This window comes from Streptomyces sp. NPDC096040 (assembly GCF_040303265.1).
GTDB lineage: Bacteria > Actinomycetota > Actinomycetes > Streptomycetales > Streptomycetaceae > Streptomyces.
The window spans coordinates 97,094-114,262 of record NZ_JBEOTA010000024.1 but is presented as its reverse complement, the minus strand read 5'-3'; the positions used below and the strand labels follow the sequence as shown (position 1 = coordinate 114,262).

At 72.5% G+C, this 17,169-nt stretch carries 17 protein-coding genes; 8 read left to right on the top strand and 9 right to left on the bottom strand.

Translation table 11 applies throughout. The annotated features are described in order from the left end of the window. The first annotated feature begins 150 nt into the window (after positions 1-150). Positions 151-699 (top strand): GNAT family N-acetyltransferase, encoded by a 549-nt coding sequence (locus tag ABTY98_RS29895; RefSeq protein WP_352224156.1) that lies wholly within the window; start codon positions 151-153, stop codon positions 697-699. Positions 700-708: 9 nt separating this feature from the next. Here ABTY98_RS29895 and ABTY98_RS29890 read toward each other — a convergent pair whose 3' ends face one another. From ABTY98_RS29890 to ABTY98_RS29875, 4 genes are all read right to left on the bottom strand, one after another. Then, positions 709-1,542 carry an NAD(P)H-binding protein gene (locus tag ABTY98_RS29890; protein ID WP_352224155.1) on the bottom strand — a complete coding sequence of 278 codons (834 nt, stop codon included), beginning with the start codon at positions 1,540-1,542 and terminating at the stop codon, positions 709-711. Positions 1,543-1,852: 310 nt separating this feature from the next. Further along, positions 1,853-4,336, bottom strand: a complete 2,484-nt coding sequence (gene pepN, locus ABTY98_RS29885; RefSeq protein WP_352224153.1) for an aminopeptidase N — start codon at positions 4,334-4,336, stop codon at positions 1,853-1,855. A 210-nt stretch (positions 4,337-4,546) separates the two neighbouring features. Further along, positions 4,547-4,897 carry a chorismate mutase gene (locus tag ABTY98_RS29880; RefSeq protein ID WP_352224152.1) on the bottom strand — a complete coding sequence of 117 codons (351 nt, stop codon included), beginning with the start codon at positions 4,895-4,897 and terminating at the stop codon, positions 4,547-4,549. A gap of 34 nt (positions 4,898-4,931) precedes the next feature. Continuing rightward, complete coding sequence (locus tag ABTY98_RS29875) at positions 4,932-5,849, bottom strand: helix-turn-helix domain-containing protein (protein WP_352224185.1); 918 nt, start codon at positions 5,847-5,849, stop codon at positions 4,932-4,934. A 108-nt stretch (positions 5,850-5,957) separates the two neighbouring features. Here ABTY98_RS29875 and ABTY98_RS29870 point away from each other — a divergent pair, with 108 nt between their 5' ends. Continuing rightward, on the top strand, positions 5,958-7,709 hold the full coding sequence (locus tag ABTY98_RS29870) for a glycoside hydrolase family 35 protein (RefSeq protein WP_352224151.1): 1,752 nt from the start codon (positions 5,958-5,960) through the stop codon (positions 7,707-7,709). A gap of 64 nt (positions 7,710-7,773) precedes the next feature. Next, positions 7,774-8,664 (top strand): hypothetical protein, encoded by an 891-nt coding sequence (locus ABTY98_RS29865; protein WP_352224184.1) that lies wholly within the window; start codon positions 7,774-7,776, stop codon positions 8,662-8,664. A gap of 13 nt (positions 8,665-8,677) precedes the next feature. Here ABTY98_RS29865 and ABTY98_RS29860 read toward each other — a convergent pair whose 3' ends face one another. Together ABTY98_RS29860 and ABTY98_RS29855 are read right to left on the bottom strand one after the other, a co-directional pair. Then, complete coding sequence (locus tag ABTY98_RS29860; RefSeq protein WP_352224150.1) at positions 8,678-9,583, bottom strand: SDR family oxidoreductase; 906 nt, start codon at positions 9,581-9,583, stop codon at positions 8,678-8,680. Position 9,584: 1 nt separating this feature from the next. After that, on the bottom strand, positions 9,585-10,343 hold the full coding sequence (locus ABTY98_RS29855) for an SDR family oxidoreductase (RefSeq protein ID WP_352224149.1): 759 nt from the start codon (positions 10,341-10,343) through the stop codon (positions 9,585-9,587). A gap of 125 nt (positions 10,344-10,468) precedes the next feature. On the opposite strand from ABTY98_RS29855, the gene ABTY98_RS29850 reads away from it, so the two are divergent. From ABTY98_RS29850 to ABTY98_RS29830, 5 genes are read left to right on the top strand one after another with little or no spacing between them, the layout of a single operon-like run. Continuing rightward, a complete protein-coding gene (locus ABTY98_RS29850; protein ID WP_352224148.1) occupies positions 10,469-11,221 on the top strand; it encodes an enoyl-CoA hydratase family protein in 753 nt (250 codons plus the stop codon). Next, positions 11,214-12,062 carry a CoA transferase subunit A gene (locus ABTY98_RS29845; protein ID WP_352224147.1) on the top strand — a complete coding sequence of 283 codons (849 nt, stop codon included), beginning with the start codon at positions 11,214-11,216 and terminating at the stop codon, positions 12,060-12,062. Before ABTY98_RS29850 ends, ABTY98_RS29845 begins: the two co-directional genes overlap by 8 nt. Further along, on the top strand, positions 12,062-12,790 hold the full coding sequence (locus tag ABTY98_RS29840; RefSeq protein WP_352224145.1) for a CoA-transferase subunit beta: 729 nt from the start codon (positions 12,062-12,064) through the stop codon (positions 12,788-12,790). Before ABTY98_RS29845 ends, ABTY98_RS29840 begins: the two co-directional genes overlap by 1 nt. Continuing rightward, a complete protein-coding gene (locus ABTY98_RS29835) occupies positions 12,790-13,854 on the top strand; it encodes an NAD(P)H-dependent flavin oxidoreductase (RefSeq protein WP_352224144.1) in 1,065 nt (354 codons plus the stop codon). Before ABTY98_RS29840 ends, ABTY98_RS29835 begins: the two co-directional genes overlap by 1 nt. Further along, positions 13,851-14,492, top strand: a complete 642-nt coding sequence (locus tag ABTY98_RS29830) for an SIMPL domain-containing protein (RefSeq protein WP_352224143.1) — start codon at positions 13,851-13,853, stop codon at positions 14,490-14,492. Before ABTY98_RS29835 ends, ABTY98_RS29830 begins: the two co-directional genes overlap by 4 nt. Before the next feature lie 41 nt (positions 14,493-14,533). Here ABTY98_RS29830 and ABTY98_RS29825 read toward each other — a convergent pair whose 3' ends face one another. The 3 genes from ABTY98_RS29825 to ABTY98_RS29815 are packed head-to-tail and all read right to left on the bottom strand — an operon-like array spanning position 14,534 to position 17,163. Next, entirely contained in the window at positions 14,534-15,691 is a 1,158-nt protein-coding gene (locus ABTY98_RS29825) for an acetyl-CoA C-acetyltransferase (RefSeq protein WP_352224142.1), read from the bottom strand. 1 nt (position 15,692) lies between these two features. Beyond that, the gene (locus tag ABTY98_RS29820) at positions 15,693-16,349 is read right to left on the bottom strand and encodes a TetR/AcrR family transcriptional regulator (RefSeq protein WP_352224141.1); all 657 of its coding nucleotides are present in this window, start codon (positions 16,347-16,349) and stop codon (positions 15,693-15,695) included. Between the two features lie 25 nt (positions 16,350-16,374). Then, complete coding sequence (locus ABTY98_RS29815) at positions 16,375-17,163, bottom strand: SDR family oxidoreductase (protein WP_352224140.1); 789 nt, start codon at positions 17,161-17,163, stop codon at positions 16,375-16,377. Between the last annotated feature and the right edge of the window lie 6 nt (positions 17,164-17,169).

Here is a 17,169-nt window from a genome sequence, read left to right as displayed (position 1 = left end):
TCTGCGCGCCCCCGAAGCTCAACGATCGAGACCGCGAAGTGGGTACTGCCGTGCGGGGAAAACGTGTCGGGGGCGGTGGGCCGCGGGCGCGTCGGAGCAGGCGGTGGAAGGGCGTTGAGACCGGGGCTGACCGGGGTTAACGTCGGTCGGGTGGTTGACGCGTGGATGATCGACGTGCCCGGTGAGCGGGTGCTGGTGCGGGAGCCGCTGCCCTCGGACGAGGCGCCGCTGCTCGACCTGTTCGAGGCGTGCGAGGACTGGTTCGTGGCGGCGACGGGACTGCCGTCGGGGCCGGGCGATGTGCAGAGCCTGTTCTACGGGCTGCCCGAGGGCGCCGAACCGGACGACAAGGTACTGCTCGTTCTGGAGCGGGACGGGGTCGTCACGGGCCTGGTTGACGCGGTACGGAACCATCCGGTGCCCGGCGCGGTCGCGGTGGGCCTGTTCCTGCTGGCGCCCTGGGCGCGGGGCCGGGGCCTCGGGCGGGCGCTGGCCGAGTCGCTGCTCGCGCACGCCGAGGGCGTGTCCCTGGTGACGGCGAGCGTGCCGCCGGGCTGGCGGTCGGGAGAACGCTTCCTGCAGCGCCTGGGCTTCACGCTGGGTGCGGAGGCGCCCAGGGCGGCCGAGGTGGGCAACCGGCGTGCGGGGCCCCGGGAAAGGGGCCTGCGGAGGGCGGAACTGCGACTGGCGGCGGGTTGAAAGCTCTGGTCAGGGCTGGAAGTCGGCCGCGTGGTCCTCGGCCCACTGCTCGAAGGCGCGGGCCGGGCTGCCGGTGATCTCCTCGACCGTACCGGTGATCTCAGGAGCGACGCCGACGGTGTCCGCGAAGGTCTTCAGGAGGCCCTTGACCAGTTCCGGCGGTGTCTGCGGGAAGAGCAGTGGGGCCGCCTCCTCCGGCCCCATCTCGACAAAGGCCAGCTCCCGGCCGACGGCCCGCCCGATCGCGGCGATCTGGCCGGCGTTGGTGGTGGCGGCGGGGCCGGTGAGGCGGTGAACGGCGCCCTCGTGGCCGTCGTCCAGGAGGGCGCGTTCCGCGACGGCGGCGATGTCGTCCTCGTGGATGGGTGCTGTGACCATGTCGGCGAAGACGCCGCGGACGGTGTTGCCGGCGCGGATCTGGGGCGCCCACTGGAGGGCGTTGGTGGCGAACGCGTTGGGGCGCAGGAACGTCCAGGCGAGGCCGCTCTCTCGGATCTGCCGCTCGGCCGTGGCGTGCATGGCGTGGATCGGGTGGGTCTCGTCCGCGCCCTCCCGGATGATCCCGGAGGAGAGCAGGACGACCTGCCGCACCCCGGCCGCACGGGCCGCGTCCAGGAGCTCGGGCATGCGCCCGCCGGCTCCCTGGACGTAAAGGAAGACCTTGTCCGCCCCCTCGAACAGGGCGGCCTGGTCGTCCGGCCGGAACCTGACCACCTCGGCCTTGTCGGGCAGTCCGGCCCGCTCCGGGGCACGGGTGAGCGCCCGCACGGCCCGCCCGTCGGCGACGAGCCGTCCGACGAGGGCACGTCCGACGTTGCCGGTGGCACCGGTCACTACGATCACGGGACTCTCCTTGAGGCGCTGGCCGTTCTTGACGACCGAGCCTAGAAGCGGCGGCCGGTACGCGCATCGTCATCAGGGACCAGCCGCACTCGTGCCGCCCTACGTCGGCGGCCGTAGGACCTGTCTGACAATTCGCGTCGTCGCCCGAAGGGCGGCCGCGCGGCGTCAGGTGCGTGCTCTGGGTCCCCCCGGCCGGAGGCTGGGGGATGTCGGCCCCAGGCCCTCGTACTGGACGTACTCGGTTCTGGGGCCGGTGCGGCGAGAGTGCGTGCACGGCGTCGCGCGGCAGACGGGAATCGTCAGACAGGCCCTAGGCCTCGCGGACCCGCAACGCCCGTTCCAGGTCGTCGAGTTCGTCGGTCAGGCGGCGGCGCAGGGCCGTGACCGGGTCGGCGTCGCGCAGACAGGCGCGGCCCAGGGCGAGGTTCTCGGCGTCGACGGCGTGGGTGGGGAAGGCCTCGCGGCCGGCGACGGCGGCGATGGCGGGTCCGCGCCGGGCGGCGACGGCGGCCGCGTCCCGGTAGTAGCGAGGCACGTACTCCCGGACCAGGTCGGCCTGTTCGGGGTGCCAGAAGCCCTGGGCGGTGGCCGTGAACAGGTAGTTGGACAGGTCGTCGCCGGTGAACATCGCCTCCCAGGCCCTGCGCTTGGCCTCGGGGTCGGGCAGCGCGGCCCGGCAGCGGGCGGCGCCCTCCTGGCCGCTGGCGCTGGGGTCGCGGGCCAGCTCGGCGGCGATCTGCGCCTCGTCGGTGGCGCCGAGCACGGCGAGCCGGCTCAGGATGCGCCAGCGCAGTTCGGGGTCGAGCTCGGGGCCGCCCGGCACGGTGCCCTCGGCGAGCCAGGCGGCGATGGTGTCGGGGTGGGCGGCCGCCCGGATGAAGTGCCGTACGGCGATCAGGCGCAGGCCGGGATTGTCGCCGTCCTCGGTGCGCCGGATGAAGTCGCGGCACAGGGCGGAGACGGTGGCGAGGGCGGCCGGGCGGTCCTCCGGCCTGAGGTACCGGTCGACTACATGGACCGCGGTGAAGGCCAGCACGCCCTGGACGAGGGCGAGGTCGGTCTCGCGCGGGAGATGGACGCGGGCGGTCTCCAGGTAGTCGGCGGGCGGCAGTTCGCCGTCGCGGACCGCGTCCCGCAGGGCGTTCCAGACCACCGCGCGGGTGAGCGGGTCGGGCAGGCCCGACAGGTCGGCGCGGACGGTCCTGGCGGACTCGGCGTCGAAGCGGACCTTGGCGTAGGTCAGGTCGCCGTCGTTGAGCAGGAGCAGGGCGGGGCGCTTGCCGAGGACCTGCGGGGCGGTCTGCGGGATGTCGAGGTCGATGCGCTCGCGCAGGGTGAGCCGGCCCTCGTCGGTGAGGTCCCGGTCGTAGACGCCGACGCGGACGCGGTGGGGGCGGCCGCCGGTGCGCTCGACGGTCAGGGTACGGGTGCCGTCGGGGGCGGTGGCCAGGGCCGGGGTGAGGGTGTCGACGCCGGTGGTGCGCAGCCAGGCGTCGGCCCAGGCGTGCACATCGCGTTCGGTGGCGGCGGCGAGGGAGTCGATGAAGTCGGCGAGGGTGGCGTTGCCGAACCGGTGCCGCCGGAAGTGGATGTTGATGCCGGCGAGGAAGTCCTTCTCGCCCATCCAGGCGACCAGCTGGCGCAGCGCGGAGGCGCCCTTGGCGTAGGAGATGCCGTCGAAGTTGAGCAGGGCGGCGGCGGTGTCGTCGACGGCCTCGGGGGCGACCGGGTGGGTGGAGGGGCGCTGGTCGGCGTCGTAGCCCCAGGCCTTGCGGGCCACCCCGAAGTCGACCCAGGTGTCGGTGAAGCGGGTGGCCTCGGTGAGGGTCTGGTAGCCCATGTACTCGGCGAACGACTCGTTCAGCCAGATGTCGTCCCACCACTTCAGGGTGACGAGGTCGCCGAACCACATGTGGGCCATCTCGTGGGCGATGACCATCGCGCGGGTCTGCCGTTCGGTGTCGGTGACGGCGGAGCGGTAGACGAACTCGTCGCGGAAGGTGACCAGGCCGGGGTTCTCCATGGCACCGGCGTTGAACTCGGGGACGAACGCCTGGTCGTAGGAGTCGAAGGGGTAGGGCTCCTCGAACTTCTCGTGGTAGCGGTCGTAGCACGCGCGCGTGACGTCGAGGATCTCGTCGGCGTCGGCGTCGAGGTGCGACGCCAGCGAGCGGCGGCAGTGGATGCCGAAGGGCAGGCCGCGGTGTTCGGTGCGCACCGAGTGCCAGGGGCCGGCGGCGACGGCGACCAGGTAGGTGGAGATCAGCGGGGTGGCGGCGGCCCGCCAGCGGCCCTCGCCGAGGTGCTCGGTGACCCCGTTGGCAAGGACGGTCCAGCCTTCGGGAGCGGTGACGGACAGCTCGAAGACGGCCTTCAGGTCGGGCTGGTCGAAGGCGGCGAAGACGCGCTGCACATCGTCCAGGAAGAGCTGTGTGTAGACGTAGGTCTCGTCGTCCGTGGGGTCGGTGAAGCGGTGCATGCCCTCGCCGGTGCGGGAGTAGCGCATCGTGGCGTCGACGCGCAGCTCGTGCTCCCCGGCGGTGAGGTTCTTCAGGGGCAGCCGGTCCTGGTCCAGCGTCCCGGGGTCGAGTGGCTGTCCGTCGAGGCTGACGGCGCGCAGTTCGACGGGCTTCATCTCGACGAAGGTGTCGCCGTCGGATCGGGCCGTGAACCTGATCACGGTTCGGGAGTCGAAGGTCTCGTCCCCGGTGGTCAGGTCGAGGTCGATCGTGTAGCGGTGGACGTCGAGGAGCTCGGCGCGGCTCTGCGCTTCGTCGCGAGTCAGTACGGACATGCGGGCCATGCTGCCCGATGACACCGACAACGCACAGGGGCAGGAGTGGTACGCGGCTTATGTCCGGTCCGTAGTCGCGCGGCGGGACGATACGGCGCTGGTGGGCGAGGTGCGGCCGGCGGCCGGCCGTTCGTTGAGCACCCGATCGAGCGCCTCGTCACCGCTGGTGGCCCGGCGGCGCCGAGGCGCTCTACGGCACGTACGGCTGGGTCAGTGCGCGTCCGCCGCCCGGCCTCCGACGGTGTCCTCGGCGATGGATTCGTGGTGTCGGATCACCTCGGCGATGATGAAGTTCAGGAACTTCTCGGCGAAGGCGGGGTCGAGCTTGGCGTTCTCGGCGAGGGCGCGGAGCCGGGCGATCTGGCGGCCCTCGCGGGCCGGGTCGGCCGGGGGCAGCCGGTGGACCGCCTTGAGACGGCCGACCTGCTGGGTGGCCTTGAAGCGTTCGGCGAGCATGTGGACGACGGCCGCGTCGATGTTGTCGATGCTGTCGCGCAGCCGGCCGAGCTCGGCACGGACGGCGGGATCGACGTCACCGGTACCGGTGTTGCTGGTGGTCATGGGCGTCAACCCTAAGGGGACGACCGCGTGATCACTAAGGGTCTTCGTCAAGGCCGCCTTCGGTCAGGCCGTCGTCGCTCAGGCCGCCTTCGCTCAGGCCGTCGTCGTCTAGGCCGTCGTTCCAGTCGTCGGGGACGGCGCGGCTCTGCTGGGCGCGGAAGCGTACGGGGGCCATGCCGACGCGGCGGGTGAACAGGCGGGAGAAGTAGGCGGGGTCGTCGTAGCCGACGCGGCGGGCGACGGCGGCGACGGACAGTTCGGTGGTGGCGAGGAGTTCCTGGGCGCGGCCGAGCCGGATGCCGATCAGATAGTCCTTGGGGCTGCACCCGGCGATCCGGCGGACGGCGGTACGCAGCTCGGCCGGGGTCATGCCGTGCCGGGCCGCGTGGTCGGCGACGGTCATGCCGGTGCAGGCGTCCCGGGCGAGCGCCTGCAGCACCGGGTCCCCGTCGGGCGCGAGGTCGGCGCGCGCCCGACGCAGGGCGACAAGGAGCTCGTGCACGGCGGCGCCGGTCTCGACCTCCAGAAGGGGGTTTCCGTGGCGGGCGGCCCGGGCGATACGGGCGATGACGTCCCGGGGTCCGGCGGCGTCCGCGAGGGGCACCACGGGCCGCTCGGGCTCGATGTAGCCGAGTTCCGTGTAGGTCGCGGTGTCGGGCCCGGTGAAGGTAACGAAGCCCTCGTCCCAGCCGCTGTCCGGGTCGGGCCCGTAGTGGTGCGGAACGCCCGGCGTCAGCCACACCAGCGCGGGCGCGGTGACGGTCGTACGGCGCCCGTCGGGCGTGCGGTACCAGCCCCGGCCCGAGCTGATCACCACGGCGACGTGCCCGTCGAGGACGCGCGGGCCGACGGCGGGCACCGCGCCGTACTGGAGGCCGACGCCCTGGCAGACCAGGCCGAGGCGGTGATGGACGGCGCCCGGTGTGAAGAACCGCATCCAGGTGTGGAAGATCGGCGCTCCGCCCGGCACTGCGCGCCCCCTCATCGGCGTCTCTTCCGTCCAAGTGCTGCCGATCTTTGTCCATGGTCTAGGCGCCCGCCAGGGGGCCAAGGTGAGCCTATGAGCGACTTCACGGTGGGCGAAACGGATTTCCTTCTGGACGGCCGGCCGGTGCGGCTGCTGTCCGGCGCGCTGCACTACTTCCGGGTGCACGAGGAGCAGTGGGGCCACAGGCTGGCGCTGCTGCGCGCGATGGGGCTGAACTGCGTGGAGACGTACGTCCCGTGGAACCTGCACGAGCCGCGCCGCGGCTCCTTCCGGGACGTCCCGGCCCTCGGCCGCTTCCTGGACGCGGCGCGGGAGGCGGGCCTGTGGGCGATCGTGCGCCCGGGGCCGTACATCTGCGCGGAGTGGGAGAACGGCGGTCTGCCGCACTGGGTGACGGGCGAGCTGGGCGCACGGGCACGCACGCGTGACGAGCGTTTCCTCCAGTACGTGAACAGCTGGTTCCACCAGCTGCTGTCCGAGGTCGTGCCCCGGCAGCTGGACCGGGGCGGCCCGGTGATCATGGTCCAGGTCGAGAACGAGTACGGCAGCTACGGCTCCGACGCCGACTACCTGACCCACCTCACCGGCCTGCTGCGCGCCGAGGGCGTCACGGTGCCGCTGGTCACCTCGGACGGCCCCGAGGACCACATGCTCACCGGCGGCTCGGTCCCCGGGCTGCTCGCGACGGTCAACTTCGGCTCCCACGCGCGCGTGGCCTTCGAGACCCTGCGCCGGCACCAGCCGCGGGGCCCGCTGATGTGCATGGAGTTCTGGTGCGGCTGGTTCGACCACTGGGGCGGCGAGCACGTCGTACGGGACGCCGAGGACGCGGCGGTGGCGCTGCGCGAGATCCTCGACTGCGGGGCCTCAGTGAACGTCTACATGGCGCACGGGGGCACCAACTTCGCCGGCTGGGCGGGCGCCAACCGGCCCGGCGGCGAGCTGCACGAGGGCCCGCTGGAGGCGGATGTGACGTCGTACGACTACGACGCGCCGATCGACGAGTACGGCCGCCCCACGGAGAAGTTCTGGCGCTTCCGGGAGGTGCTGGTCGAGTACCATGCCGAGCCCCTGCCCGAACCGCCGCCCGCGCCGGCCGTGTTGGCCTCGGCGACGGACGTGCGGGTCACCGGCTGGGCGCCCCTGGCCGGCGTCCTGGATGCGCTCGGCGGCCCGGAACGCGTCCACGCCGTCCCGCCCACCTTCGAGGAGCTGGGCATCGGCCGGGGCCTGGTCCGCTACGAGGCGGACGTACCGGGACCACGCGGGCCGTATCCGCTCACCGCGCGGGGGCTGCGCGATCTGGCGGTCGTGTACGTCGACGGGGAGCGGGCCGGCGTGCTCACCGAGGAGGAGCCCCAGCTCAGGAAACCGGTCGCCGGCCCCGCGCGCGTGGAGCTCTGGGTGGAGTCCCTGGGGCGCGTCAACTACGGCCCCCGCTCCGGCGAGACGAAGGGCATCACCGGCGGCCTCCTGCACGAACGCCAGTTCCTGCACGGGGTACGCGCGCGTGGGCTCGATCTGGACGCGTTCGAGGGGGGTGTGGCGGCGGTCCCGTTCGGCTCTCCACCGGAGGACGGCGCACCGGGGCTCTACCGGGGGACGGTGACGGTTCACGGTGCTGGGGACGCGCGCGTGGAACTCCCCGGCTGGACGCGGGGTTTCGTCTGGGTCAACGGCTTCAACGTGGGCCGCTACTGGTCGGCGGGACCGCAGGAGTCGCTGTACGTACCCGCGCCGGTCCTGAGGGAGGGCGAGAACGAGGTATGGGTCCTGGAGCTCGAGGACACTGATCAAGGAACGGTCCGGATGGCGCCCCTCTAGGGACGCGGGACCGTATCCGCATACAGTGGAAAAAAGCTCCGGCGGCGTCTGTGGGGGTAAGGACGTGGCGAACGGCGGCCCGGTGGAACACGGCTACCCGCACCTGGACACGGTGCGGGCCGCCATCACGGCGTTGTACCGGCGCCTGTCGTACGACACCGTCCAGACCTTCGCCACCAGCGTGCTCCCCGCCGACGTCGCGTTCTGCGACACCGACGACCTCCACCTCGGCGCCCAGCGGGTCGCCCACGAGATCGTCCGGCACTTCCGGCTGCCGGACGCCCGGATGATCGTCGGCTTCCGGGAGATGACCCACGCGGCGAACGTCGAACTCACCGCGGGCCCCGAGTACTTCGTCGAGCTGAACGACCGTTTCCGCACCCACCGCAGGGACATCGGCGCGGCCCTCGCCCACGAGGTGATGCACGTCTATCTGCACCGGCTGGACCTGTCCTTCCCGAGCATCCCGGAGAACGAGATCCTCACGGACACGGCCACCACCTACCTGGGCGCGGGCTGGCTGCTGCTCGACGCGTACCGGGAGCACGGTGAGGCGTCCCAGAAGCTGGGCTATCTCACCCCGGAGGAGTTCGGCTACGTCCTGGCCAAGCGGTCCCTCGTCTTCCACGAGGACCCGTCCGTGTGGTTCACCAGCCCGCAGGCCTACACGGCGTACGAGAAGGGCAGGGCCCGGGCCCGCCAGGACGAGGAGCAGCCGCCGCTGACCGCGGCGGGCTGGGCGGGCCGCCGCCGCTACGCCCGGGACCGCCGCCACGCCCCTGCGGCCCCAGCCCCGCAGTCCGCCGCGCCCTACACCTTCACCCCCGACGGCGGCGGCCGGCTGCGGGTCTCGTTCCCGTGCCCGACCTGCCACCAGCGGATCAGGGTGCCCGTGCGGGGCCGGGTACGGGCCCGGTGCTCGCTGTGCCGGACGGTGCTGGAGTGCGACACCTGAGCGGGGCCGCCGGTCACGCCCCGTACACCGCCCCCGGCGCCGCCGCCTCGGCAAGCAGTTTCAGTGCCGTCTCCCCCGCCTCGGCCGGGGTCCGGCGGGCGCCCCTGTCGGCGGTCGGCCCCGCTCGCCAGCCCTCCATGACGGTGATCCGGCCGCCCTCGGTCTCGAACACCCGCCCGGTGACTCCGGCGCTCGCGGCGGAACCCAGCCAGACAACGAGCGGGGAGACGTTCTCCGGGGCCATGGCGTCGAAACCGGAGCCGGGGGCGGCCATGGTCTCGGCGAAGGTGCGCTCGGTCATCCGGGTGCGGGCGGCCGGGGCGACGGCGTTGACCTGGACGCCGTAGCGGGCCAGTTCGGCGGCCGCGACCAGGGTGAGGCCGAGGATGCCGGCCTTGGCGGCGCTGTAGTTGCCCTGCCCGACCGAGCCCAGCAGGCCGGCTCCGCTGCTGGTGTTCACGATCCGGGCCACCGGGGTGCGGCCCGCCTTGGCCTCGGCCCGCCAGTGCGCGGCCGCGTGCCGCAGCGGCAGGAAGTGACCCTTGAGGTGGACCCGCATGACCGCGTCCCAGTCGTCCTCGCCGAGGTTGACGAGCATGCGGTCGCGCAGGAACCCGGCGTTGTTCACGAGGGTGTCGAGCCGGCCGTAGGTCTCGACGGCCTTTCCGATCAATGAGGCGGCCCCGTCGGTGGTCGCGATGTCACCGCCGTGTGCGACCGCCTCGCCGCCGGCCGCGCGGATCTCGTCCACGACGGCCCCTGCGGGACTGTCCGGCCCCGGCACGCCGTCGAGGGCGACTCCGAGGTCGTTGACGACGACCCGGGCGCCCTCGGCGGCGAAGGCCAGCGCGTGGGCCCGGCCGAGCCCGCGCCCGGCGCCGGTGACGACCACCACCCGGCCCGCGCAGATTCCGCTCATCTCAGTCCTCCTTGTCGGACGGCTTGTTGGCGGTCGCGGCATCGAGAAAGGGCGGCCGCTCCCCACCGCCGTGCACGAGCAGGCTCGCCCCGCTGATGTAGGCGGCCGCGTCGGAGGCGAGGAAGACGGCGGCGGCGGCGATGTCGGACGGGGCGGCGAGGCGGCCGAGCGGGACGGTGCGGGAGACGGCGTCGATGCCGTCCTGGCCGCCGTAGTGGAGGTGGGCCAGCTCGGTGCGGACCATGCCGACGACCAGTGTGTTGACCCGGACCTCCGGTGCCCACTCCACCGCCATGGACCGGGCGAGGTTCTCCAGTCCTGCCTTGGCCGCGCCGTAGGCGGCCGAGCCAGGCGAGGGGCGGCCGCCGCTGACACTGCCGATCATCACCACCGCTCCGCGGGCCTGCCGCAGGTGCTCGTACGCGGCGAGGGATGCGGTCAGCGGGGTGAGGAGGTTCAGCTCGATCAACCGGGCGTGCCGCTCGGCGTCCGCTTCGGCGAGCCGCCGGTAGGGGGTGCCACCCGCGTTGTTGACGAGCACGTCGACCCGGGGCAGGGCGTCGAAGTAGGCGCGCACGGCGGGTTGGTCGCGCAGGTCGAGGGGGGTGAATTCGACGCCGTCGAGGGGTTGTTCGGGCGGCCGGCGGGCACAGGTCAGCACATGGGCGCCGGCCTCGGCGAAGGCCCGGGCGATCCCGGCGCCCACGCCCCTGGTCCCGCCGGTGACGACGACGGTCCGGCCGTGCAGCGAGTCGTCCACAGGGCCTCGTTCCGGGTTTTCCACAGGGCCTCCCGCTTGCTGGCAGCGGCTGCTAGCTTCGAAGCCTCACACCTAACAAATGTTTGGTGGAAAGGTAGCTGAGTGCGAAGGTAGCTGATGCGTCCATGGGTGTCTCCACCTCGTGTCCGGAAAAGGGCATCGCGCTTGTCACGGTCGACCACCCGCCGGTGAACGCGCTGCCGGTGCGCGGCTGGTTCGCGCTGGCGGAGGCGGTGCGCGCGGCGGGCCGCGACCCCGAGACCCGGTGCGTGGTACTGACCGCGCAGGGCCGCGGTTTCAACGCGGGCGTGGACATCAAGGAGATACAGACGGACGGGAACGAGGCGCTGCTCGGCGCCAACCGGGGCTGCGCGGAGGCCTTCGCGGCGGTGTACGAGTGCGAGACCCCGGTGGTGGCGGCGGTGCACGGCTTCTGTCTGGGCGGCGGCATAGGCCTGGTGGGCAACGCGGACGCGATCGTGGCGAGCGAGGACGCCGTCTTCGGGCTGCCCGAGCTGGACCGGGGCGCCCTGGGCGCGGCCACGCATCTGGCCCGGCTGGTCCCGCCGCATCTGATGCGGACGCTGTACTACACCTCGCGCACGGCGACCGCGGCCCAGCTGCACGCGCACGGCTCGGTGTGGCGGGTCGTGCCGCGAGAGGAACTGTTCTCCGCGGCGCTGGAGCTGGCGCGGGAGATAGCCGCCAAGGACGGCCGGCTGCTGCGCCTGGCCAAGGGCGCCATCAACGCCATCGACCCCGTCGACGTGCGGCGCAGCTACCGCCTGGAACAGGGCTTCACCTTCGAGGCCGCCCTCAGCGGGGTGGCCGACCGGGTCCGTGACACCTTCGGGAAGGAGGGTGCGGGGAGTGACTGACAAGACGATGACCGCCGACGAGGCCGTCGCCCGGCTGACGGGCGGCATGACCCTCGGCATCGGCGGCTGGGGTTCCCGACGCAAGCCGATGTCCCTGGTCAGAGCGCTGCTCCGGTCCGGCATCGACGACCTCACCCTGGTCTCGTACGGCGGCCCGGACGTCGGGATGCTGGTCGCGGCCGGCCGGGTGCGCAAACTGGTGACGGCCTTCGTCACCCTCGACTCCGTCCCGCTGGAACCGCACTACCGGGCGGCGCGGGAGCGCGGGGCGTTCGACCTGATGGAGGTCGACGAGGGCATGTTCATGTGGGGCCTGCACGCGGCCGCCAACCGGCTGCCCTTCCTGCCGGTGCGCGCGGGGCTCGGCTCGGACGTCATGCGGGTCAACCCCGGCCTGCGGACGGTGACTTCGCCGTACGACGGCGGGGAGACGTTCGTGGCGATGCCCGCCCTGCGCCTGGACGCGGCGCTGGTCCATGTCAACCGCGCCGACCGGCTGGGCAACGGGCAGTATCTGGGCCCGGACCCCTACTTCGACGACCTGTTCTGCGAGGCGGCGGACACGGCCTATGTCTCCTGCGAACAGATCGTGGACACGGCCGAGTTGACGAAGGCGGCGGCCGCGCAGTCGTTGCTGGTCAAGCGGCTGAACGTGACGGGGGTCGTGGAGGCACCGGGCGGTGCGCACTTCACCTCCTGCGCCCCCGGCTACGGGCGGGACGAGGACTTCCAGCGGCTGTACGCGACAACCCCGTGGGCGGAGTTCTCCGGGCGGTTCCTGGCCGGGGACGAGCAGGCCTACCGCTCGGCGGTGCGGAACTGGCAGAAGGAGCGGGGCTGATGGAGGTACTGCGCGCCGACTACTGCGTCGTCGCCTGCGCCGAGGCCTGGCGCGGCTCCGGTGAGATCCTGGCGAGCCCGATGGGCCTGATCCCCTCCCTGGGCGCCCGGCTGGCCCGGCTCACCTTCGCGCCGGACCTGCTGCTGACCGACGGCGAGGCCCTGCTGGTCCGCCCGGACGGCACACCCGAGGGCTGGCTGCCGTACCGGCAGCACCTCACCCTGGTGGCCGGTGGCCGCCGGCATGTGATGATGGGCGCGAGCCAGCTCGACCGGTACGGCAACCAGAACATCTCGGCCATCGGCGACTGGTCCCGGCCCCGCCGCCAGCTGCTCGGTGTGCGCGGCGCATCCCTCAACACGCTGAACAACCCCACGAGTTACTGGGTCCCGAAGCACTCCCGGCGGGTGTTCGTGGCGAAGGTCGACATGGTGTGCGGGGTGGGATACGACCGGGTGGCCGAGCAGCCCGGCATCGGCCGCTTCCACCGCGTCCCGAGGGTCGTCAGCGACCTGGGCGTCTTCGACTTCGAGACACCGGACCGCTCGATGCGGCTGGCCGCGCTGCATCCGGGGGTGAGTGTCGGCCAGGTGCGGGAGGCCACCGGCTTCGAGCTCGCCGTCCCGGACGAGGTGCCGTACACCCGAGAACCCACCGCGGAGGAGCTGCGGCTGATCCGCGAGGTGCTGGATCCGGGCGGCGCGCGGACGAAGGAGGTCGCGGGCTGATGGAGACCGCGCTCACCCGGCTGGTCGGGATCCGGTACCCGATCGTGCAGACGGGGATGGGCTGGGTGGCGGGCCCCCGTCTGGTCTCCGCGACGGCCAATGCCGGGGCCCTCGGCATCCTGGCCTCCGCGACGATGACCCTCGACCAGCTGCGTACCGCGATAGCCGAGGTGCGGTGCCGCACGGACGCCCCGTTCGGGGTGAACCTGCGGGCGGACGCGGCCGACGCCGGCGACCGGGTCCGGCTGATCGTCGACGGGGGTGTGCGGGTGGCGTCCTTCGCGCTCGCCCCCTCCCCCGAGCTGATCGCCGAGCTGAGGGAGGCGGGTGTGGTGGTGATGCCCTCCGTCGGGGCGCGGCGGCACGCCGAGAAGGTCGCGGCGTGGGGCGCGGACGCGGTGATCGTGCAGGGCGGTGAGGGCGGCGGGCACACCGGCGAGGTGGCGACGAGCGTGCTGCTGCCGCAGGTGGTGGACGCGGTGCGGATACCGGTGGTGGCCGCCGGGGGTTTCTTCGACGGGCGTGGACTGGTGGCGGCGCTGGCGTACGGGGCGGCGGGGGTCGCGATGGGGACGCGTTTCCTGCTCACCTCGGACTCGACGGTGCCGGACGCGGTGAAGGCGAGGTATCTGGCGGCGACGGTCAAGGACGTCACGGTGACCAGGGCGGTGGACGGCCTGCCGCACCGGATGCTGCGGACCCCTCTGGTCGACTCCCTGGAGAACACCGGACGGACGCGGCGGCTGCTGCGGGCGCTGCGCCACGCGGCCGCCTTCCGCAGACTCTCCGGCCTCAGCTGGCCGCAGATGGCCCGCGACGGCCTCGCCCTCCGGCACGGCAAGGACCTGTCCTGGAGCCAGCTGCTGCTCGCCGCCAACACCCCGATGCTTCTCAGGTCGGCGATGGTGGAGGGCCGTACGGACCTCGGGGTGATGGCGTCCGGGCAGGTCGCCGGAGTCATCGACGACCTGCCGTCGTGCGCGGAGCTGGTGGAGAGGGTGATGACCGAGGCCGGGGAAATCATCGGCGCGCTGCCGGGGGCGGGTGCTTCAATGCGCGGATGACGGAGATGATCGACAGACCCTGGGGCATCAGTGTGTTCGGCGCGGGCACCGTGCGGAGCGAACCCCAGGTGGCCCGGGTGAAACTGACCGTGGACGTGTTGGAAACCGCGCCGGACGCGGCGTTCCAGGAGGCGGGTGCGGCGGTGGCGCGGCTGCGCGAGGTGCTGCGCGGGCACGGGATAGCGGATGCCGCGGTCTCGGGTTCCCGGCTCAAGCTCAGCTCGGAGTACGACGGTTACGGCGGCGACCGGAAGTTTCTCGGTTACCGCTGCCAGGCCTCGTACTCCATCGAGACCGAGGCGCTCGACGCCCTGCAGCAGCTGATCGTGGACGCGGTCACGGCGGGTGCGCACCGGGTCGACCATGTGGAGTTCGATGTGCGCGACAAGCCCGCCCTGCGGGACGAGGCGCGCCGTAGGGCGGTCGCGGCGGCCCGCCGCAAGGCCGAGGTGTACACGGAGGCCGCGGGCGTGCCACTCGGCACGGTACTGCACATCAAGGACGTGGACGCCGAGTCGCTGGGGCACGGCCGGTACCAGGGCCACGGCGGCGGGGGCGGCAGTTCGGCCGGCGATCTGGCGCCGGGCATGGTGGAGGTGTCGGCGGGCGTACTGCTGGGCTTCTCCCTCGGCCGCTGACGTACCGCCACGGAGCCTGACGGGCCGGTGCGTTCGGCCCGTCAGAGCCTTTCGATGATCGTCACGTTCGCCTGTCCGCCGCCCTCGCACATGGTCTGGAGCCCGAAACGGCCGCCGGTGCGCTCCAGTTCGTGCAGGAGGGTCGTCATCAGCCTGACGCCGGTGGCGCCGAGGGGGTGGCCGAGGGCGATCGCTCCGCCGTTGACGTTGACCTTGGCGGGGTCGGCGCCGGTCTCCTTGAGCCAGGCGACGACGACCGGGGCGAAGGCTTCGTTGATCTCCACGAGGTCGATGGCGTCGATGGTGAGGCCGGTTTTCTTCAGAGCGTGCGCGGTGGCCGGGATCGGGGCGGAGAGCATCCGGATGGGGTCCTCGCCGCGGACGGAGAGGTGGTGGACGCGGGCGCGAGGGCGCAGTCCGTGTTCGCGGACCGCTCGTTCGGAGGCGAGCAGCATCGCGGCGGCGCCGTCGGAGACCTGGGAGGAGCAAGCCGCGGTGATGGTGCCGCCGTCGACGATCGGCTTGAGGGCGGCCATCTTCTCCGGGGAGGTGTCCCGGCGCGGCCCCTCGTCCACGGCGACCGGGCCGTAGGGCACGATCTCGCGCTCGAAGCGACCCTCGTCGATGGCGCGCAGCGCCCTGCGGTGGGAGTTCAGGGCGAACTCCTCCTGGTCCTGACGGCTGATACCCCACTTGGCGGCGATCATCTCGGCGCCGGCGAACTGGTTGACGGGCTGTCGGCCGTACCGGGCACGCCAGCCCTCGCTGCCCAGGAAGGGACCCTCGGTCAGCCCCAGCGGCTCGGCGGCCTGCCGGGAGGCGAAGGCGATCGGGATCTGGGACATGTTCTGGACGCCGCCGGCGACCACCAGGTCCTGGGTGCCGGAGAGGACGGCCTGGGCGGCGAAGTGCACGGCCTGCTGCGAGGAGCCGCACTGCCGGTCGACGGTCACGCCCGGCACCTCCTCGGGCAGCCCGGCCGCCAGCCAGGCGGTCCGGGCGATGTCGCCGGCCTGCGGTCCGACCGTGTCGAGGCAGCCGAAGACGACGTCCTCGACGGCCGCCGGGTCGATACCCGACCGCTGGACCAGGGCGGTCAGCACACGGGCGCCCAGATCGGCCGGGTGGACCCCGCTCAGTCCGCCCCCGCGCCGCCCGACGGGCGTACGCACCGCTTCGACTATGTAGGCCTCGGCCATGTCAGGAACTCCCTCGTCGGAAAGGGGTTTTCAGCGAATGGGTGAGCTGTTCACGGACCGCGATCCCGTCCAGCACCATCGACAGGTACTGCCGGGCGATCTCCTCCGGGCTGTGCTGTCCGCCGGGCCGGTACCAGGAGGCGGCGACCCACACGGTGTCGCGCACGAACCGGTAGGTGAGGCGGACGTCGAGGTCGGCGCGGAAGACGCGCGCGGCGACCCCGCGCTCCAGGGTGGCCAGCCACGCCTTCTCGAACTTGCGCTGCGACTCGGCGAGAAAGGCGAACCGCTCCTGCGCGACCAGTTGCCTGCTCTCCTTCTGGTAGATCGCGACGGCGGCGCGGTGCCGGTCGATCTCCCGGAAGGACTCGGTGACCAGGGCTTCGAGGGTCTCGCGGGGACCGAGTCCGGCGTCCAGGACGGTGTCGTAGCCGTCCCAGAGCTCGTCGAGGAAGGTCCGAAGGATCTCCTCCAGCATCGATTCCTTGGAGTCGAAGTGGTAGTAGAGGCTGCCCGCGAGCATGCCCGCGTGGTCCGCGATCTTGCGTACGGTGGTGGCGTTGTAGCCCTGCTCGGCGAAGACCTCGGCGGCGGTTTCGAGGAGTTCGCGGCGCCGGGCGGGGGCGGCGGTCACCTGGGGCTTCTTCTTGGTCGGCACGGGTCCATTGTGAGCACTCCGGTGGTCAGGGATGCTGACTGCTGACGGAGACGACCTCCCCGGTGAGGTACGAGGAGTAGCCGGACGCCAGGAAGACGATGGCGTTGGCCACCTCCCAGGGCTCGGCGTACCGCCCGAAGGCCTCGCGCGCGGTCAGCTCCTCCAGCAGCTCGGCGGAGGTCACCTTCACCAGGTGCGGATGCATGGCGAGGCTCGGCGCCACGGCGTTGACCCGCACCCCGTACTCGGCGGCCTCGATCGCCGCGCACCGGGTCAGCGCCATCACCCCGGCCTTGGCGGCGGCGTAGTGCGCCTGTCCGGCCTGGGCGCGCCAGCCGACGACGGAGGAGTTGTTGACGATGACCCCGCCCCGTCCGCTCTCCCGGAAGAGCCGCAGGGCGGCGCGCACGCACCGGAAGGTGCCGTTGAGAGTGACGTCCAGGACGCGCGCCCACTGCTCGTCGGTCATGTCGACGAGCGTCGAAGTCCCGCCCAGTCCCGCGTTGTTGACGACGATGTCCAGCCGCCCGTGCTCGCTGAGGGCGGTGTCGAACAGCGCCCGCACCTGCCCCTCGTCGGTCACGTCGCAGGGCACCGCGGTCACGGCCCCCGGATGCCGGCCGGCCAGCTCGGCCTCGTACTCCTTCAGCCGCCGCGCATGCGTGTCGCTGATCAGCACGCGCGCGCCCTCCTCCAGGAAGCGGCGCGCGGTGGCGCCGCCAATGCCCGCCCCGGCCGCGGCGGTGACGACGGCGGTGCGTCCCTCAAGGAGCCCGTGCCCGGGCACGTACTCCGGACTCTCGACGCCTGTCATAGGCCC

Excerpts from the sequence above, each read along its gene's own strand:
- ABTY98_RS29880 (WP_352224152.1), bottom strand. The coding sequence starts at position 4,897 with ATGACCACCAGCAACACCGGTACCGGTGACGTCGATCCCGCCGTCCGT.
- ABTY98_RS29835 (WP_352224144.1), top strand. The coding sequence starts at position 12,790 with ATGGAGACCGCGCTCACCCGGCTGGTCGGGATCCGGTACCCGATCGTG.
- ABTY98_RS29815 (WP_352224140.1), bottom strand. The coding sequence starts at position 17,163 with ATGACAGGCGTCGAGAGTCCGGAGTACGTGCCCGGGCACGGGCTCCTT.
- ABTY98_RS29870 (WP_352224151.1), top strand. The coding sequence starts at position 5,958 with ATGAGCGACTTCACGGTGGGCGAAACGGATTTCCTTCTGGACGGCCGG.
- ABTY98_RS29825 (WP_352224142.1), bottom strand. The coding sequence starts at position 15,691 with ATGGCCGAGGCCTACATAGTCGAAGCGGTGCGTACGCCCGTCGGGCGG.
- ABTY98_RS29830 (WP_352224143.1), top strand. The coding sequence starts at position 13,851 with ATGACGGAGATGATCGACAGACCCTGGGGCATCAGTGTGTTCGGCGCG.
- ABTY98_RS29850 (WP_352224148.1), top strand. The coding sequence starts at position 10,469 with ATGGGTGTCTCCACCTCGTGTCCGGAAAAGGGCATCGCGCTTGTCACG.
- ABTY98_RS29840 (WP_352224145.1), top strand. The coding sequence starts at position 12,062 with ATGGAGGTACTGCGCGCCGACTACTGCGTCGTCGCCTGCGCCGAGGCC.
- pepN (WP_352224153.1), bottom strand. The coding sequence starts at position 4,336 with ATGTCCGTACTGACTCGCGACGAAGCGCAGAGCCGCGCCGAGCTCCTC.
- ABTY98_RS29860 (WP_352224150.1), bottom strand. The coding sequence starts at position 9,583 with ATGAGCGGAATCTGCGCGGGCCGGGTGGTGGTCGTCACCGGCGCCGGG.